Here is a 15852-nt window from a genome sequence, read left to right as displayed (position 1 = left end):
CTTTTTTTATAAAAAAAACAACAAGAGGGAAAATACAATATGAAAAAAATCATATCATTAGTTGTAGGAACACTTCTTTTAACAGTAATGACTGTTACAGGAGCAAATTCTGCACAAACTCTTAAGTGTCAAACTGTAATTAGTGCAAAAGCTGACGAAGTGAAAATGTTAAAAGATTTCACGGACACAGTAACTGAACTAACAGAAGGTTCACTTAAGTTCGAAATTATGCCAGCTGGATCAGTAGTTGGTGTTAAAGAAACTTTAGATGCAGTAGATAAAGGTCTTATCGATTGTGGTTTCGCTTGGACTCACTATTGGTCAGGTGATCACCCAGCAGCTATGTTATTTGGTTCGCCAGTAGCAGGTGCAGGTGTTGGTATTGATAACATCGCATTTTTATCTTGGTTCCAATATGGTGGTGGTAAAGAACTTTACGACCAACTATGGTCTGAGATGGGAAGAGACATCAAAGGATTTATGTTACAACCAGTAGGCCCAGAAGCTTTAGGTTGGTTCAAAGAGCCAATTAACAGCATGGCAGACTTTAGAAAGTACAAGTTCAGAACTCCTCCAGGAATTCCAGGACAAACTTATAAAGATATTGGTGTAGCTTCTGTTGCAATGGGTGGTGGAGATATTCTTCCAGCTCTTGAAGCAGGAACAATTGATGCTGCTGAATGGTGTTGTCCAAAACCTGACATGACATTCGGTTTCCAAAAAGTTCTAAAACATTACTACCTACAAGGTCTTCACCAAGTAGTAGTAAACGCTGACTTCTATTTAACAGGAAGCAAATATAAGAAAATGTCTGCTTTAGAGAAGAAAGCTTTAGAAGTTGCTGCGAATGCATCTCTATCAAAATCAATGAGTTACAGAATATACGAAAACGGAAAAGCTCTTGCTGAGTTAACTGGAAAACATGGTGTAATTTTACATGATACTCCAGCTGACTACTTCCCAGCGTATATGGCTGCTGCTAAAAAATCTTTAGAGACTAATGCTGCTAAGAACAAGTTCTTTGCTCAAGTATGGCAGTCTCAAAAAGACTTTGCAGATATTGCAGTACCATTCTGGTCTGGATCTCAAATGTCTAATGCTAAGCTAGGAATGGCTCACGCAGCGACATTAAAATAGTATTAAAACTTTATATAAAGCGGACAAGAAATTGTCCGCTTTATTTTTATTAATTAAAGAATTTTTACATGCCAAGAAATCACAAACCCAAAAAACCAGTTAAACCTATGAAGCTCGATATTTCAGATGAAATGATAGCTGAAAGAAGAGGTGGTTCAGGACCAATGCCCAAGAGCATGCCCAAGTGGATGGCATCTTCAATTACAAAGATTGATTTATTTAATAAGTGGGTTGGTAATACAGTTTGTTGGATTACAGTTCCTTTAATATTGGCAATGACATATGAAGTTTTAGCCAGAAAATTATTTACAGCACCAACAATGTGGGCATACGACATGAGCAGATTTATGTACGGTGCTTTATTTATGTTAGGTGCAGGTTATGCACTATCAAAAGGTGTGCACATTAGAGCAGATTTTTTATATAGAAATTTTAAAACCAAAACACAGGGAAGAATAGATTTCTGGTTATACCTTTTATTCTATTTCCCAGGATTAATTGTTTTTCTTTATATGACTACTGGCTTTGTTCAAGAGTCGATAATGAGAGGTGAAAGAGGAATGGATACAGCTTGGATGCCATATATGTGGCCTATTAAAGCTTCCCTATGGTTTGGGATAGTTTTCTTGCTTATTCAAGGAGTTTCAGAGTTATTTAAAAGTTATTGGGCTGCCACAAAAGGTGTTTGGCCGGGAGAAGAAGAATAAATGTTAGCAGAGTTTGTAGATCCAGCGATTTTAGGTTTTATTTTAATTGGAGTAATGTTGTTCTCTATATTTGTTGGATTTCCAATTTCATTTACATTGATATTTTTAGGATTTGTATTTGGTTACTTAGGTTTTGGTAAATTAGTGTTCTATTTAATGACTTTGCAGTTCTCAATGGTCATGACCGAACAAACCTTGGCTGCCGTCCCGCTCTTTGTCTTTATGGGAATAATGATGGAACAAGCTGGATTAATGGAAAGATTATTTTCTGCATTCCAGTTGATGTTAGCAAAAGTTAGAGGTTCACTTTATTACGCAGTGTTATTTGTTTCAGTGGTATTCGCTGCCGCAACAGGAATAGTTGGTGCTTCAGTTACAATTTTAGGAATCATGGCTGCAAAGTCCATGAACAAATCAGGATATAACGTAAGATTAGCAGCTGGAACAATTACAGCTGGAGGTACTTTAGGTATTTTAATTCCACCAAGTATTATGCTTGTTGTAATGGGACCGATTATGGAAATACCCGTTACTGATTTATTTGCAGCAGCGATTATCCCAGGGATTTTACTTGCTACTCTTTATGCTGCATACACAACTATTAGATGTTGGATTGATCCTAGTTTGGGTCCAGTGTTACCACCAGAGCTTAGAGCAACAAGTATGAAAGCTGTTTGGATTGAGTTCTTTTTAGGATTGGTTCCACCTGCAGCATTAGTATTTGCAGCACTTGGTAGTATTTTATTTGGGTTTGCAACACCAACAGAAGCTGCTGGATGTGGAGCAATGGGTTCTTTGCTTTTAGCTCTAGCATATAAAAAATTAACATTAAAAAAATTACAAGATGCATTAGTTAAAACTTTAGAAATTTCAGCTTTAATAATGGTTTTAGTTGCTGCTTCAAACTTTTTTGGTGCAGTTTTTTCAAGACTTGGAACTCCAATGTTACTAACTGACTTTTTGCTAGGTCTTGAGATGAATAAGTATTTAATCTTAGCTTTGATCATGGTGATGATTTTTTTGCTAGGATGGCCTTTAGAATGGGTTCCAATTGTCATGATTATAATTCCAATAATCTTACCTTTAGTTGAGGCATTAGGGTTTAATTTGACTTGGTTTGCAATCTTAGTTGCGGTCAATCTCCAGACGGCCTGGCTGTCTCCTCCTGTAGCCTTATCTGCATATTTTTTAAAAGGAGTTGTTCCAGAATGGGATTTAAAAGATATCTATTATGGAATGATGCAATTCATGGTTATTCAGGTAATAGGTTTAGTATTAATAATTATATTCCCTAAGATCGCATTGTGGTTACCTGCCTATCTATATGGACAGTAGAAATTATTAGTTTATTATAATTTTTAGTGAATCAGCCAAAAGTAAAATATTCTCTTTCAAACTGGGATCTTGTTACAGTTAACCCAAATTATAAAAAATGGGATTGGAAAGACCTCTTTTGTTATTGGGGCGTTAATGTTCAAAGTATAATAGGATTTTCTTTAATTGCTTCATTATACACGATTTATAGTTTGAATACTTTTGTAGTTTTTTTTGGAACTATATTAGGATCATTGTTAGTTTATTTATTTTCAAATTTAATCGGTGCACCCTCACAAAAATTTGGCTTACCATTTGCAGTTTTATTAAGGTCTTCTTTAGGGTTTAGAGGTGCAAAATTTTTTGGTTTATTTAGAAGTATTGTTGGAATATTTATGTTTGGTATTCAAACATATTTTTTATCAAAAGCTATTGGTTATCTTATAAGAATATTAATTTTCTCAATTGATAATTCTCTTTTAGATCAAGAAATCTTTCTTACATTTTTGTTAGGACTAAACATTATTGACTGGATATCGTTTAGCGGTGTTATTATTTTTCAAGCACTAATATTTAGTGTGGGAATTCAATTTAATAAAAAGTTAATTAATATTTCGGCTATTACAGTTTATGTTGGAATGATATTTTTTTTCTTTGTTGTACTTTTAAGTGATGTAAAGGTCACATCTAAAGCGTTTATTGACATTTTAGATTTTAAAAATTTTTTAGATATCAATAATTTAGTGCCATTAGTAACAGTAGCAGGAACAATTTTTACATATTTTTCAATAATAATTCTGAGTTTTGGAGATTATTCAAGATATGTAAAAGATGAGAAAAATTTAGAAAAAGGAAATTACAGTTTAATTTTAAATCTAATTATATTTTCATTTTTTGCTGTGTTTATTGTTATTGGATCTGACACATTTTTAAATCAAAAATTTGAAGATTTAGACAGAATTTTTACAAATCCTACAGATATCATTGGTAAATTTGATAATTTGCAAATTACCATTGTAGTTCTTTTTTTTATAATTGTTGCTTCAGCCTCTACAAACTTGGTAGCAAATTTTATCCCATCTCAATATTCACTTATTAATTCTATGCCAAGTAAACTAACTCTAAAAAGTGCTAGTTATATAATTTCAATTATAGGTTTTTTAATTGGAATTTTTTGGCTTACATTTTTAAGTCAAATTGGAATTTTATCTTTTATAGATACATTTGGTGCATTTTTTGGACCTTTATTTGGTGTAATAATAACTGATTATTATCTGATAAAAAAAAGTAGCTTAAGTAATAAAGATATCTACTCTGTTGAAGTCGACAGCGCATATTATTATTCAAAAGGATGGCACATCAAAGCAACATATTCTTTAATTTTGGGTTTTATTTTTTCTGCTTCAACAATTTGGAATGTTAATTTAATGTTTTTACAATCTTACGCATGGATAATTGGTGCAATTGTCTCCTCAATAACTTATTACTTGCTCGCAAAAAAATAAATTTATGAATGAATTTGATTTTAAAAATAGAACAGCTGTAATAACTGGTGGTGGTCAAGGGTTTGGTCTTGATATTGCAAAACGGTTTTTAAACTCTGGTGCTAAAGTTATTATTTGGGATATTGACGAAAACTTGCTCAAATCAGCTGTTGATGAAGTCAATAATCCTAATTTAAGTTATAATGTAGTAGATGTTTCGAATTATAAACAAATTGAAAAAATAGTTTCAGACATTACAGCAAAATCAAATATTGATATTTTAATTAATAATGCTGGGATTACAGGCCCAACAGCTCCTTTGTGGGAGTATGACGTTGAGACGTGGAATAAAATAGTTCAAATAAATCTTAATGGTACATTTAATTGTTGCAGAGCAATAGTTCCAAATATGATTCTAAATAACTATGGTAGAATAGTAAACGTAGCATCTGTTGCTGGTAAAGATGGAAATGCAAATGCAAGTGCTTATAGTTCTGGAAAAGCAGGCGCAATAGGCCTTACAAAGTCTCTTGGAAAAGAACTTGCTGATAAGAATATAGCTGTAAATGCTGTAACACCAGCAGGAGCCAAAACAAGAATTTTAGATCAAATGAGTAAAGAGCATGTTCAAAGAATGCTTTCTAAGGTACCCAGAGGAAGATTTCTTGAAATACACGAGTTTACAGCATTGGTTTGCTGGCTTTCTTCAGAGGAAAATTCTTTTTCTACAGCGGCTGTGTTTGATATTAGTGGTGGTAGATCTACGTATTAATACAATTAGTAGCTAAAAATTTTTAATAATTTTTTCATTTTTATTAATATTAGCATCTTTTCCTATAACTGGTGCAAAAATCATTACAGACCAATAGATTAATAATAAAAAAATTGAAATTGTTTTCATTATTTTGATTTAATGACAAATATTGAATTAAGAATGTTTAAAATATGTCTAAAAGTTGTAATTAAAAAATAATTATTTATAAGTTTTTTATGATCAGAATTTTTAGTTTAATTTCTTTAATTTTTATTTCTTTCTCTTCTGCTAACGCAGATATCACAAATGTTTTTGAATTTACAAATTCAGAGCTTTCCAAATTAGAAGTAAGAAAAGTAAGAGGAGCTGATAATAAAACAGTTTATTCTATAGGGTCTAATGAGAATGGTAATTATTTAAAAGCTGTTGCTGATAATGCAGCTTCAGGACTTGGAAAAGAGATAAATATTGATCTTAATAAAACTCCATATATCAATATTACTTGGAAAATAGAGAGAGATTTAAAGGGAATTAAAGAAAATACCAAAAAGGGACATGATTTTGCGGCGCGCGTTTTTGTCATAAAAAAAACAGGAGCAACTGTTTTATCAAATAGGGCTATAAATTATGTATTTTCGAGTAATAATGGGGTGGGATTTAATTCACCAAGTCCATATACAAAAAAATCTATAGATAATGTTTTGGCAACCACAAAAGAAAATTTGGATAAGTGGGTTACAGTTAAGGCAAATGTTAAAGATGATTTTAAAAAATTTCATGATTTAGATGTAAGCCAATTAGATGGCTTAGCGATTATGGTAGATACTGATAACTCAAAAATGAAAGCTGTCTCTTATTTTCAAAATATTTATTTTTCTGCCAATTAATTAAAGTTAAAAATATTTTTTTAATCCTATACTTAAAAAAGATAAAAGAATTGCCACAATAACATCCTCTATTGGTTGTGCGTTAGGAAAACCAAAATTCCACAAAATAACTCCAATTAACCAAATAATATAAATTTTTATTATTCAAATTATATCTTAGTTTCTATTAAATTATCATTTTTATTGATAGAATACTTTTATGCATGAAAACTTTTACCACAATGTTAAAGTATATTACGAAGATACAGATGCAGGTGGAGTTGTATATTATGCCAATTACCTCAAATACCTTGAAAGAGCCAGAACAGAAGCTTTAGCAACAATTGGATTGAGTAATTTACAAATAAAAGAAAAATTTGGTGCGCTTATTATTGTTAAATCTTGCAACATTGAATACAAAAAATCTGCTCATCTTGAGGATCAATTAGTTGTTAGATCATTTGTAAAATCAGTTACAAAGACATCATTTTTTATGAATCAGTTTATTACTAAAGACGAATCTTCGATAGTTGAGGCGCAAGTTCATTTAGTTTTCATTAATGAAAAAGGTAAACCAGTCAAAGTACCAGATGTAATTTTTGATAATTTTAAACCTTATTTTTGCGATAGTATTAAGCTTTAGATATTTTTTTAGCTCTTTTAAATAAAGTAACCATCATTTTTTCAGAAATTAATTTTGTATTTACATTTCTTGGACTAGGATGATAGCTGGGCATTAAAGTTACATTATCAGGTAATAGATAGGATTTTCCATGTTTGAAATGCATCTTTTTAGTTAAAGTGTATTTCTTTTTATAAAATTTGAGACAGTTATCGAAAGCTACTTTTCCCAACGTAATAATTATCTTTAATTTATTAAGATTTGAAATTTCAGTATCAAAATATTTAGAACAATTATCTAATTCTTTATTTAGTGGCTTGTCTCCAGGAGGAACACATTTTAAAATATTTGTGATATATGTAGATTTTATTTTAAGACCGTCATTTAAACTTTTTGAAAATGGTTGATTAGAAATTTTAGATTTATACAAACAATGAAATAAAAATTCTCCAGATTTATCACCAGTAAATGCACGTCCTGTTCTTGTTCCCCCGTGTGCTGCAGGAGCCAATCCCAGTATTAAAAGTTTTGCATTTATATCACCAAATCCCGTAACAGGTTTGCCCCAATAGTTTTCATTAATATTTTGCTTTCTTTTTTCTCTAGAAACTTTTTTAATGAAATTAGCTAATCTTGGGCATTTTTTGCATTTAATAATTGTTCTATTCAGTCTATTAAATTTATAATTCATTTAAGTAATTGATATTGATTGGAAATAGAATATTAGATTATAGATATTATGTCTTCTAAAAAAGCAATGAAACAAGCTCAAAAACAAGCTTACGCAAAACATAGAAGTAGCATTACAAATAGCAGTAGGTTTAATTTTAAAAACAAAAATTCTACAAAAAAAAATAAAAAGAAAAATTAACTTTCTTTTTCAAATCTTTCAATTTTTTTACATGAAGACATAAAAGAAATTCCTTCTTCATTATTAATTACTGTTTTTATCATAATATTTGGATTGTCTATTTCAAATAATAATTGTGTATAAAATTGAGGGTAGCCAATTTTATCAGTTAAAATTTTATCATCTTCTTGGTATATAAATTTTGTCAAAGTGTTTTCTTTTTTAACCGAGAGATCAGTTATACGATATTTTTTGAACGTTTTATTATTGTAAACAAAATTTCTAGTCATTAATGACTTTTCTAAATCTAAAATGTATTCGTTCTTTAAGAAACCATCTTTTTTATTATCACATGAACTGAGGATGATAATTTCTGCATTTAGACTATTAGCTGCAATTAAAGAAAACAATATTAAACCCAGATAATTTAAAAATTTAATTTTTTTCATTTTTTTCAGTTAAAAATAATCCTATTAATAATAATGTTGTCCACCCAATACCTATTAAAGCTTTAGGACTAGTTTGGGCATTCCACATATCCAATACTACGGCACCAAAAATTAAACCTATAATATAAATTATAATTACAATTGTTGATTTATTCATTTTTTAAATTTTTCTTAAATAGAGAAATTCCATTATTAATTTTGTGCTGATAGGACTCATTAAAACTATCTAGCTGCCAACCACTAAGCCTATCTTTAATATTATCTAAATTTTCTTTTTTCCATTCATCTGTTGTATCTTCAGATTTCCAAATCTTCTTTTCATCATTATTTCTTCCGCATCCGTAGCAATAACCTGTGGAGGGATCAGTTTTACAAATACTAATACAAGGTGAAATTATCATTTTTCAAAATTTTTTTTAAATTATAGGTGATAAATAGTTAATTTTTGATCAATTGTCATTGGACAAATAGTTTCAATAATATATAAAACCACGTAATTTGTGGGGCGATGGCGGAATTGGTAGACGCGTTGGTCTTAGGAACCAATATTTTCGGATGTGAAGGTTCGAGTCCTTTTCGCCCTACCATTAAAATATTATGAAAGTAACTGTAGAAAATATAAAAGGCTTAAATAAAGACGTTAAAGTTTTTATCGATAAAGAGACAATGAACTCTTATATGGATGAAAAATATGAAGAGATTAAAGGCACTGTAAATCTAAAAGGTTTTCGTCCAGGAAAAGTTCCAAAAGAAGTTTTAAAAAGACAATTCGGTAAAGCTGTATTTGGAGAAGTTTTAGATAAAGTATTAAAAGATACATCAACAAAGGCTCTTGAAGAAAATAAAATTAAACCAGCGGGTCAACCAAAATTAGATCTAAAAACTTACGGTGAAGATAAAGAGCTAGAATATGTCTTGTCTGTAACTGAATTACCTAAAGTAGATGTTAAATCCATAGAAAGTATAAAATTTGATCAATATTCTGTTAAAATTGATAATAGCGAAACAGATAAAAGAATTAAAGAAATAGCTAAAAATCAACCTAGCTTTAAAGAAGCAAGTGCTGAGACCAAAGCAAAAGAGGGTGATTTAGTGTCATTGGATTATCAAGCTACTGTAGATGGTAAGGAATTTAAAGGTAGCGAAGGTAAAAATACTCAATTAACACTTGGTAAAGATTTGTTTTTAAAAGGTTTTGACAAACAGCTTATTGGTGTCAAAAAAGATGATGAAAAAATTGTAGATGCAGTTTTACCAGAAAACTTTCCCGAAAAAGAATTAGTAAATAAATCTGCTAAATTTAAATGTAAGATTTTAAATGTAAAAAATCCTGAAGAAGTAAAAATTGATGATGATTTTGCAAAAAATTTAGGTGCTAAAGATTTAAATGATCTAAAGGTGTTAATATCAAAACAGATAAATGATGAATATAAAAATTCATTAGATCAATTATCTAAAAACCAAATATTAAAAGAAATTGAAAAAATTAAAATAGACGAGGTTCCTGAAAATTTAATTGAAGAAGAAGTTAAAATTCTTTCACAAGGTATGGATGAAGCTGAAGCTAAGAAAAATAAAGCTAAATTTACTGAGACAGCAAAAACTAGAATTAAAACAGGATTAATATTAAATGAATTCGGTGAACAAAATAAAGTTCAGGTATCAGAGCAAGAAATTCAAGCTGAGGTTCAAAAACAACTTAGAATGATGCCAGGTCAAGAAAAGATGGTAATGGATTTTTATCAAAAAAACCCTTCGGCTGTAGCTAGTTTAAGAGGAACAGTTTATGAAGAAAAAATTCTTAATTTGATTAAAGAAAAAGCTAAGCCAAATAAAAAAGAGATTTCTAAAGATGAGGCAGAAAAAATTCTAAAAGATGCACATAAACATGATCACAATCACGACCATGAACATGATCATGGCGAAGATAAAAAAGTTAAAGCAAAATCTACTAAAGAAAAAAAATCACCTTCAAAAGCTTCAAAATCAAAGCCAGCAGCAAAAAAAGTTAGCAAAAAGTAATCTCAAGTTGTATAAGTTAGGACGAATCAACTTATGACAATAGATATTTTTGAACACATGAACACTTTAGTCCCAATGGTTGTCGAACAATCCAATAAGGGTGAAAGAGCTTATGATATTTATTCAAGACTTTTAAAAGAGAGAATTATTTTTTTAACAGGTCAAATTAATGACAACGTAGCATCATTGGTTACTGCACAGCTATTATTTCTTGAGGCGGAAGATCCTAAGAAAGAAATTTATTTATACATAAACAGTCCTGGCGGTCTTGTTACAGCAGGTCTTGGAATTTATGATACTATGCAATACGTTAAACCGGATATTTCAACTTTATGTATTGGACAAGCTGCTTCAATGGGTTCTTTTTTACTTGCAGCTGGAACAAAGGGTAAAAGATTTTCACTTCCAAATTCACGAGTTATGGTTCACCAACCTTCAGCAGGGTTTCAGGGTCAAGTAACAGATATTGAAATACATGCAAATGAAGTCTCTTCATTAAAAAAAAGATTGAATGAAATTTATTCAAAACATACAGGCAAATCTGTGGATGAAGTTAAGTCTGCTCTAGAAAGAGACAATTTTATGACTGCGGAAGTTGCTAAAGACTTTGGTCTAATAGACGAAGTAGTAGAAAAAAGATCTTAAACCACCATATATTGGATGCGATATAATCCAAACTTGATTAGTAGGAGTCTTCTATAATACAGTAATTTAATTGATTCGTTAAAAAAACATTATGACAACAAATAATAAAAATATTCTTTACTGCTCTTTTTGTGGAAAGAGCCAACATGAAGTTAGAAAATTAATTGCTGGTCCTACTGTATTTATTTGTGATGAGTGTGTTGAATTATGTATGGATATTATCAAAGAGGAAAGCAAAGACACTTTTGTAAAACATCAAGATGGACTTCCTTCACCAAAAGAAATTTGTTCAGTTTTAGATGATTATGTAATTGGTCAGCCACATGCAAAAAAAGTTTTATCTGTTGCTGTTCACAACCATTACAAACGATTAAATTATGAAAGCAAAACAAGTAAAAATGTTGAGCTTGCAAAATCTAACATTTTGTTAGTTGGCCCAACAGGTTGTGGTAAAACATTATTGGCACAAACTCTTGCTAGAATTTTAGATGTTCCTTTTACAATGGCAGATGCAACAACTTTAACAGAAGCAGGTTATGTTGGTGAAGATGTTGAAAATATAATTTTAAAATTATTACAAGCTTCAGATTATAATGTTGAAAAAGCACAAAGAGGAATTGTTTATATTGATGAGGTTGACAAAATTAGTAGAAAATCAGAAAATCCATCAATCACTAGAGATGTATCAGGTGAAGGTGTTCAACAAGCTTTACTAAAAATTATGGAAGGAACAGTTGCAAGTGTTCCGCCCCAAGGAGGTAGAAAACATCCACAACAAGAATTTTTACAGGTTGATACAACAAATATATTGTTTATTTGTGGAGGTGCTTTTGCCGGATTGGATAAAATTATTTCTCAAAGAGATAAAGGTACATCAATAGGTTTTGGCGCTGATGTTAAAAATACACAAGACAAGAAAACAGGTGAGTGGATGAAAACACTTGAACCAGAAGACTTATTAAAATTTGGTTTAATTCCAGAATTTATTGGTAGACTACCCATGATAGCAACACTTGAAGACTTAGATGAAAAATCATTGATAAAAATTTTACAAGAACCAAAAAATTCATTAACAAAACAATATCAAGAATTATTCAAGCTTGATGGAGCAAAGTTAACTTTTAAAGAAAATGCATTAAAAGAAATTGCTCAAAAAGCAATTAAGAAGAAAACAGGTGCAAGAGGTTTAAGATCAATTTTAGAGAATATTTTATTAAAAACTATGTATGATTTACCAAGTCAAGACAACATAGAGGAAGTTATAGTTGACGCAGGAGCCGCTAAAGGACAGTCTCAACCTATATTAGTTCATACTAAAGGGGACAGTAAAATAAAGACTAACAAGCCATCAGCGGCTTAATATCTTTAATAACTACCAAAAACCTATTGCAATATAAGATATAATATCCATATTAAAGTCATGGATGTTAAAATCACATTACCTCTATTACCTTTAAGGGACATAGTTGTGTTCCCAAGTATGGTAATTCCTCTATTTGTTGGAAGAGACAAGTCTATTTCAGCTTTAAACGAGGTAATGAAAAAAGACAAAAAAATAATTTTAGTTACTCAGAAAAACTCTGAAATTGATGACCCTAAAAAAACAGATATATTTATGTATGGATGTGAGGGAAGCATTCTACAGCTTTTAAAACTACCTGATGGAACTGTTAAAGTCCTAGTCGAGGGTATCAAAAGAGTAAAAATATTAGATTTTAAAGATAATGATAAATTTATAACTTGTGACTACGCTCATTATAATGATGTTGTTGCTAAGGACGAAGATTTGTACCCACTTGCGGCAACTGCGCTAAGAAGATTGGAAAAGTTAACTTCCATTAATAAAAAAGTTTCAAGTGAAACTATTAATACGATTAAACAACTAAATGACCCTTCTCAAATTGCTGATAATATAGCATCTCATATCAACGCAACTATTTCTGAAAAACAACAAATTTTTGAAACAGTAGATGTTAAGAAAAGACTAAATGCTATTATCAAAATAATGGAAAACGAAACAAGCATCATAGGTGTTGAAAAAAGAATTAGAGGTAGAGTTAAAACTCAAATGGAAAAAACTCAAAGAGAATATTATTTAAATGAGCAGTTAAAAGCTATTCAAAAAGAATTAGGTGAAATTGAGGATGGTAAAGATGAAACTACTAGCCTTAATAAGGCTATCACAAAAGCTAAAATGCCCAAAGAAGTTGAAAAGAAATGCTTACAAGAACTTAAAAAATTAAAAAATATGAGTCCAATGTCAGCTGAAGCAACTGTCGTTAGAAATTATCTTGATTGGATGACAGAACTTCCTTGGCACAAGAAAAGTGAAGTTGATATTGATTTAACAAAAGCCTTAAATATTCTAGATAAAGATCATTTTGGACTAGAAAAAGTTAAAGAAAGAATAATAGAATTTCTTGCAGTTCAAAAAAGAATGGAAAAGATTAAAGGACCAATTTTATGTTTAGTTGGACCTCCTGGAGTTGGAAAAACTTCGTTAGGTAAATCTATTGCTAAAGCAACTAATAGAGAATTTGTTAGAATGTCTGTAGGTGGTATGAGAGATGAAGCTGAAATAAGAGGACATAGAAGAACCTACATAGGCTCGTTACCTGGAAAAATAATACAAATGATGAAAAAAGCTGGTACTAAAAATCCACTTATTTTATTAGATGAAATAGATAAAATTGGAAATGATTATCGAGGAGATCCTTCATCTGCTTTATTGGAAGCTTTGGATCCAGAACAAAATACGACGTTCAATGATCATTACCTAGAAGTTGATTATGATTTGTCTGATGTAATGTTTGTTACAACAGCAAATACACTAAATATCCTTCCGCCACTTTTAGATAGAATGGAAGTAATTAGACTTGCTGGTTACACAGAGGATGAAAAAATAAGTATTGCTAACAAATATCTTTTACCCAAACAAATTAAAGACAATGGTGTGAAAGATAAAGAAATGAAATTAGAAAACGATATCATTAAAGAAGTTATTAGAGGTTATACAAAAGAGTCTGGTGTTAGAAATTTAGAAAGAGAAATTTCAAAACTAGCAAGAAAAGTTGTTAAAAAAATAGTTGCTGGTGAAGAGAAGGAAGTAAATATAAATAATAAAAATTTATCTGATTTTCTAGGTATAGCTAAATTTAAATTTGGTGAATTAGAGTCTGAAGACAGAGTAGGTATTGTAACTGGTCTTGCATGGACTGAGTATGGTGGAGAAATTTTAAAAATTGAAACTGTAACTATGCCTGGTAAAGGTAGAATGCAAATTACAGGTAAGCTTGGAGATGTCATGCAAGAATCTGTTAAAGCTGCTAAATCTTTTGTAAGATCTAAATGTTTAGAATATGGAATTATTCCACCGCTATTTGAAAAAAAAGATTTTCATATTCACGTGCCAGAAGGTGCGACACCAAAAGATGGCCCATCAGCAGGAATCGGAATGGTTACATCTATAGTTTCATCAATTACTGGAATTCCAGTTAGAAGAGATGTTGCAATGACTGGTGAAGTGACTCTAACTGGACAAGTTTTACCAATAGGTGGGTTAAAAGAAAAACTTTTAGCAGCTCATAGAGCTGGAATTAAAGAGGTATTGATACCAAAAGAAAATGAAAAAGACTTGGTAGATATGCCTAAAAAAATAATTGATGATATTAAGATCACGCCAGTTGAATATGCTGATCAAGTTTTAAAAGTTGCTCTAACAAAGGAACTTAAAAGAACCGAGTGGGTTGAGGTAGATATATCTAAAAAAGACGATAAATCTCAAGCTAGTATTCAATAATAATTAATTTACTTTACCAAACTGTTGATGTAATAAGTAGCCATATTTTGTGGGTGGTTAGCTCAGTTGGTAGAGCATCTCGTTTACACCGAGGGGGTCAAAGGTTCGAGTCCTTTACTACCCACCAAAATAATAAAAGTGGGGGTGTAGCTCAGTTGGTTAGAGCGATCGCCTGTCACGCGATAGGTCGAGGGTTCGAGTCCCTTCACTCCCGCCACTTTTCCTCAATTTACTTAAATAATATCAATTAAAATGTGACGTATCAGCTCTTCAACTAAGGATAAAAACTGCTATATAGATTTCCATGTTATCTGAATTTTTAAAAGATTACTTATCAATAATTATATTTTTGGTCATAGCATTAGGACTTAGTTGTGCTTTTGTTGTTATAAATTATATACTTTCACCAAAAAAACCTGATCCAGAAAAACTATCAGCTTATGAGTGTGGGTTTGAGCCCTTTGAAGATTCTAGAATGGAATTTGATGTTAGGTTTTATTTAGTCGCTATTTTATTTATTATATTTGATTTGGAAATTGCATTTTTGTTTCCTTGGGCTATCTCACTAGGCAATATTGGTATATTGGGATTTTCCTCAATGATGATTTTTTTGTTCATACTTACAATTGGTTTTATTTATGAATGGAAAAAAGGTGCTTTAGACTGGGAATAAAAATTAATCATAATGAATAATAAAATAGATCAAGTTCCAGAAGAATTTAAACAACTCGCTAAAGATTTTAGTGAGAATGGATTTATAACGACTTCATTAGATAATTTAATAAACTGGTCTAGATCAGGTTCGCTACACTGGATGACTTTTGGTCTTGCATGTTGTGCGGTTGAGATGATGCAAACAGCAATGCCAAGATATGATTTAGAGAGATTTGGAGCTGCTCCAAGAGGATCCCCAAGACAATCTGATGTTATGATTGTTGCAGGCACCCTTACTAATAAAATGGCTCCAGCTTTAAGAAAAGTTTATGATCAAATGCCTGAGCCAAGATATGTGATATCGATGGGTAGTTGTGCAAATGGAGGGGGTTATTATCATTATTCTTACTCTGTAGTTAGGGGGTGTGATCGAATTGTGCCAGTTGATGTTTATGTTCCTGGATGTCCGCCTTCTGCTGAGGCTTTATTATATGGAATATTGCAGCTACAAAAAAAAATAAGAAACAAAGGCTCTTTCATTAGATAGTT

18 protein-coding genes and 3 tRNA genes are annotated in these 15852 nt (G+C 30.8%); 17 read left to right on the top strand and 4 right to left on the bottom strand.

What is annotated here, in order from left to right:
• Positions 1-39 precede the first annotated feature (39 nt).
• The 7 genes from ACIJYG_RS03950 (at position 40) to ACIJYG_RS03920 (ending at position 6905) form a co-directional block, all read left to right on the top strand.
• Complete coding sequence (locus ACIJYG_RS03950; RefSeq protein WP_435087370.1) at positions 40-1137, top strand: TRAP transporter substrate-binding protein; 1098 nt, start codon at positions 40-42, stop codon at positions 1135-1137.
• Between the two features lie 68 nt (positions 1138-1205).
• Positions 1206-1844 (top strand): TRAP transporter small permease subunit, encoded by a 639-nt coding sequence (locus ACIJYG_RS03945; RefSeq protein ID WP_435095340.1) that lies wholly within the window; start codon positions 1206-1208, stop codon positions 1842-1844.
• Entirely contained in the window at positions 1845-3179 is a 1335-nt protein-coding gene (locus ACIJYG_RS03940) for a TRAP transporter large permease (protein WP_435095337.1), read from the top strand. It begins immediately after the preceding gene.
• A gap of 26 nt (positions 3180-3205) precedes the next feature.
• A complete protein-coding gene (locus ACIJYG_RS03935) occupies positions 3206-4663 on the top strand; it encodes a cytosine permease (RefSeq protein ID WP_435095334.1) in 1458 nt (485 codons plus the stop codon).
• A gap of 4 nt (positions 4664-4667) precedes the next feature.
• Positions 4668-5414, top strand: coding sequence for an SDR family NAD(P)-dependent oxidoreductase (locus tag ACIJYG_RS03930; protein WP_435095331.1), 747 nt, complete (start codon positions 4668-4670; stop codon positions 5412-5414).
• Positions 5415-5632: 218 nt separating this feature from the next.
• Positions 5633-6283: a DUF3047 domain-containing protein gene (locus ACIJYG_RS03925; RefSeq protein WP_435095328.1), complete on the top strand. Its 651-nt coding sequence runs from the start codon at positions 5633-5635 to the stop codon at positions 6281-6283.
• A gap of 199 nt (positions 6284-6482) precedes the next feature.
• Complete coding sequence (locus ACIJYG_RS03920; RefSeq protein WP_435095325.1) at positions 6483-6905, top strand: YbgC/FadM family acyl-CoA thioesterase; 423 nt, start codon at positions 6483-6485, stop codon at positions 6903-6905.
• Here ACIJYG_RS03920 and ACIJYG_RS03915 read toward each other — a convergent pair.
• The gene (locus ACIJYG_RS03915) at positions 6895-7575 is read right to left on the bottom strand and encodes a uracil-DNA glycosylase (RefSeq protein ID WP_435095322.1); all 681 of its coding nucleotides are present in this window, start codon (positions 7573-7575) and stop codon (positions 6895-6897) included. The two genes, ACIJYG_RS03920 and ACIJYG_RS03915, sit on opposite strands and share 11 nt — an antisense overlap.
• A gap of 48 nt (positions 7576-7623) precedes the next feature.
• On the opposite strand from ACIJYG_RS03915, the gene ACIJYG_RS03910 reads away from it, so the two are divergent.
• Positions 7624-7755, top strand: a complete 132-nt coding sequence (locus ACIJYG_RS03910) for a hypothetical protein (protein WP_435087358.1) — start codon at positions 7624-7626, stop codon at positions 7753-7755.
• On the opposite strand, the gene ACIJYG_RS03905 is transcribed toward ACIJYG_RS03910, so the two are convergent.
• The 3 genes from ACIJYG_RS03905 to ACIJYG_RS03895 are packed head-to-tail and all read right to left on the bottom strand — an operon-like array spanning position 7752 to position 8584.
• Positions 7752-8183 carry a hypothetical protein gene (locus tag ACIJYG_RS03905; protein ID WP_435087356.1) on the bottom strand — a complete coding sequence of 144 codons (432 nt, stop codon included), beginning with the start codon at positions 8181-8183 and terminating at the stop codon, positions 7752-7754. The genes ACIJYG_RS03910 and ACIJYG_RS03905 overlap by 4 nt on opposite strands.
• Positions 8170-8340 (bottom strand): hypothetical protein, encoded by a 171-nt coding sequence (locus tag ACIJYG_RS03900; protein WP_435087355.1) that lies wholly within the window; start codon positions 8338-8340, stop codon positions 8170-8172. Before ACIJYG_RS03900 ends, ACIJYG_RS03905 begins: the two co-directional genes overlap by 14 nt.
• Entirely contained in the window at positions 8333-8584 is a 252-nt protein-coding gene (locus ACIJYG_RS03895; RefSeq protein ID WP_435087354.1) for a DUF1289 domain-containing protein, read from the bottom strand. The genes ACIJYG_RS03900 and ACIJYG_RS03895 overlap by 8 nt, the downstream gene beginning before the upstream one ends.
• Before the next feature lie 101 nt (positions 8585-8685).
• Here ACIJYG_RS03895 and ACIJYG_RS03890 point away from each other — a divergent pair.
• The 9 genes from ACIJYG_RS03890 (at position 8686) to ACIJYG_RS03850 (ending at position 15850) form a co-directional block, all read left to right on the top strand.
• Positions 8686-8770, top strand: a tRNA-Leu gene (locus ACIJYG_RS03890).
• Positions 8771-8780: 10 nt separating this feature from the next.
• Positions 8781-10205: a trigger factor gene (tig, locus tag ACIJYG_RS03885; protein WP_435095319.1), complete on the top strand. Its 1425-nt coding sequence runs from the start codon at positions 8781-8783 to the stop codon at positions 10203-10205.
• 33 nt (positions 10206-10238) lie between these two features.
• Positions 10239-10850: an ATP-dependent Clp endopeptidase proteolytic subunit ClpP gene (clpP, locus tag ACIJYG_RS03880; protein ID WP_435095316.1), complete on the top strand. Its 612-nt coding sequence runs from the start codon at positions 10239-10241 to the stop codon at positions 10848-10850.
• A 91-nt stretch (positions 10851-10941) separates the two neighbouring features.
• Positions 10942-12210, top strand: a complete 1269-nt coding sequence (gene clpX, locus ACIJYG_RS03875; protein ID WP_435095313.1) for an ATP-dependent Clp protease ATP-binding subunit ClpX — start codon at positions 10942-10944, stop codon at positions 12208-12210.
• 60 nt (positions 12211-12270) lie between these two features.
• Positions 12271-14649 (top strand): endopeptidase La, encoded by a 2379-nt coding sequence (lon, locus tag ACIJYG_RS03870; protein WP_435095311.1) that lies wholly within the window; start codon positions 12271-12273, stop codon positions 14647-14649.
• Positions 14650-14700: 51 nt separating this feature from the next.
• Positions 14701-14776: transfer RNA gene (locus ACIJYG_RS03865), tRNA-Val, on the top strand.
• A 13-nt stretch (positions 14777-14789) separates the two neighbouring features.
• Positions 14790-14866: transfer RNA gene (locus ACIJYG_RS03860), tRNA-Asp, on the top strand.
• An 87-nt stretch (positions 14867-14953) separates the two neighbouring features.
• Complete coding sequence (locus ACIJYG_RS03855; protein ID WP_435095308.1) at positions 14954-15322, top strand: NADH-quinone oxidoreductase subunit A; 369 nt, start codon at positions 14954-14956, stop codon at positions 15320-15322.
• A gap of 12 nt (positions 15323-15334) precedes the next feature.
• Positions 15335-15850, top strand: a complete 516-nt coding sequence (locus ACIJYG_RS03850; protein ID WP_435087343.1) for a NuoB/complex I 20 kDa subunit family protein — start codon at positions 15335-15337, stop codon at positions 15848-15850.
• Positions 15851-15852 lie beyond the last annotated feature (2 nt).

It is taken from the genome of Candidatus Pelagibacter bacterium nBUS_27 (assembly GCF_051200985.1).
In the GTDB taxonomy this organism is placed as follows: domain Bacteria; phylum Pseudomonadota; class Alphaproteobacteria; order Pelagibacterales; family Pelagibacteraceae; genus Pelagibacter.
This window is presented reverse-complemented; position numbering and strand designations above follow the sequence as displayed.

Bases quoted from the DNA above. Each gene is read 5' to 3' on its own strand.
- ACIJYG_RS03950 (WP_435087370.1), top strand. From the start codon at position 40: ATGAAAAAAATCATATCATTAGTTGTAGGAACACTTCTTTTAACAGTA.
- ACIJYG_RS03945 (WP_435095340.1), top strand. From the start codon at position 1,206: ATGCCAAGAAATCACAAACCCAAAAAACCAGTTAAACCTATGAAGCTC.
- ACIJYG_RS03940 (WP_435095337.1), top strand. From the start codon at position 1,845: ATGTTAGCAGAGTTTGTAGATCCAGCGATTTTAGGTTTTATTTTAATT.
- ACIJYG_RS03930 (WP_435095331.1), top strand. From the start codon at position 4,668: ATGAATGAATTTGATTTTAAAAATAGAACAGCTGTAATAACTGGTGGT.
- ACIJYG_RS03925 (WP_435095328.1), top strand. From the start codon at position 5,633: ATGATCAGAATTTTTAGTTTAATTTCTTTAATTTTTATTTCTTTCTCT.
- ACIJYG_RS03920 (WP_435095325.1), top strand. From the start codon at position 6,483: ATGCATGAAAACTTTTACCACAATGTTAAAGTATATTACGAAGATACA.
- ACIJYG_RS03915 (WP_435095322.1), bottom strand. From the start codon at position 7,575: ATGAATTATAAATTTAATAGACTGAATAGAACAATTATTAAATGCAAA.
- ACIJYG_RS03910 (WP_435087358.1), top strand. From the start codon at position 7,624: ATGTCTTCTAAAAAAGCAATGAAACAAGCTCAAAAACAAGCTTACGCA.
- ACIJYG_RS03905 (WP_435087356.1), bottom strand. From the start codon at position 8,183: ATGAAAAAAATTAAATTTTTAAATTATCTGGGTTTAATATTGTTTTCT.
- ACIJYG_RS03900 (WP_435087355.1), bottom strand. From the start codon at position 8,340: ATGAATAAATCAACAATTGTAATTATAATTTATATTATAGGTTTAATT.
- ACIJYG_RS03895 (WP_435087354.1), bottom strand. From the start codon at position 8,584: ATGATAATTTCACCTTGTATTAGTATTTGTAAAACTGATCCCTCCACA.
- tig (WP_435095319.1), top strand. From the start codon at position 8,781: ATGAAAGTAACTGTAGAAAATATAAAAGGCTTAAATAAAGACGTTAAA.
- clpP (WP_435095316.1), top strand. From the start codon at position 10,239: ATGACAATAGATATTTTTGAACACATGAACACTTTAGTCCCAATGGTT.
- clpX (WP_435095313.1), top strand. From the start codon at position 10,942: ATGACAACAAATAATAAAAATATTCTTTACTGCTCTTTTTGTGGAAAG.
- lon (WP_435095311.1), top strand. From the start codon at position 12,271: ATGGATGTTAAAATCACATTACCTCTATTACCTTTAAGGGACATAGTT.
- ACIJYG_RS03855 (WP_435095308.1), top strand. From the start codon at position 14,954: ATGTTATCTGAATTTTTAAAAGATTACTTATCAATAATTATATTTTTG.
- ACIJYG_RS03850 (WP_435087343.1), top strand. From the start codon at position 15,335: ATGAATAATAAAATAGATCAAGTTCCAGAAGAATTTAAACAACTCGCT.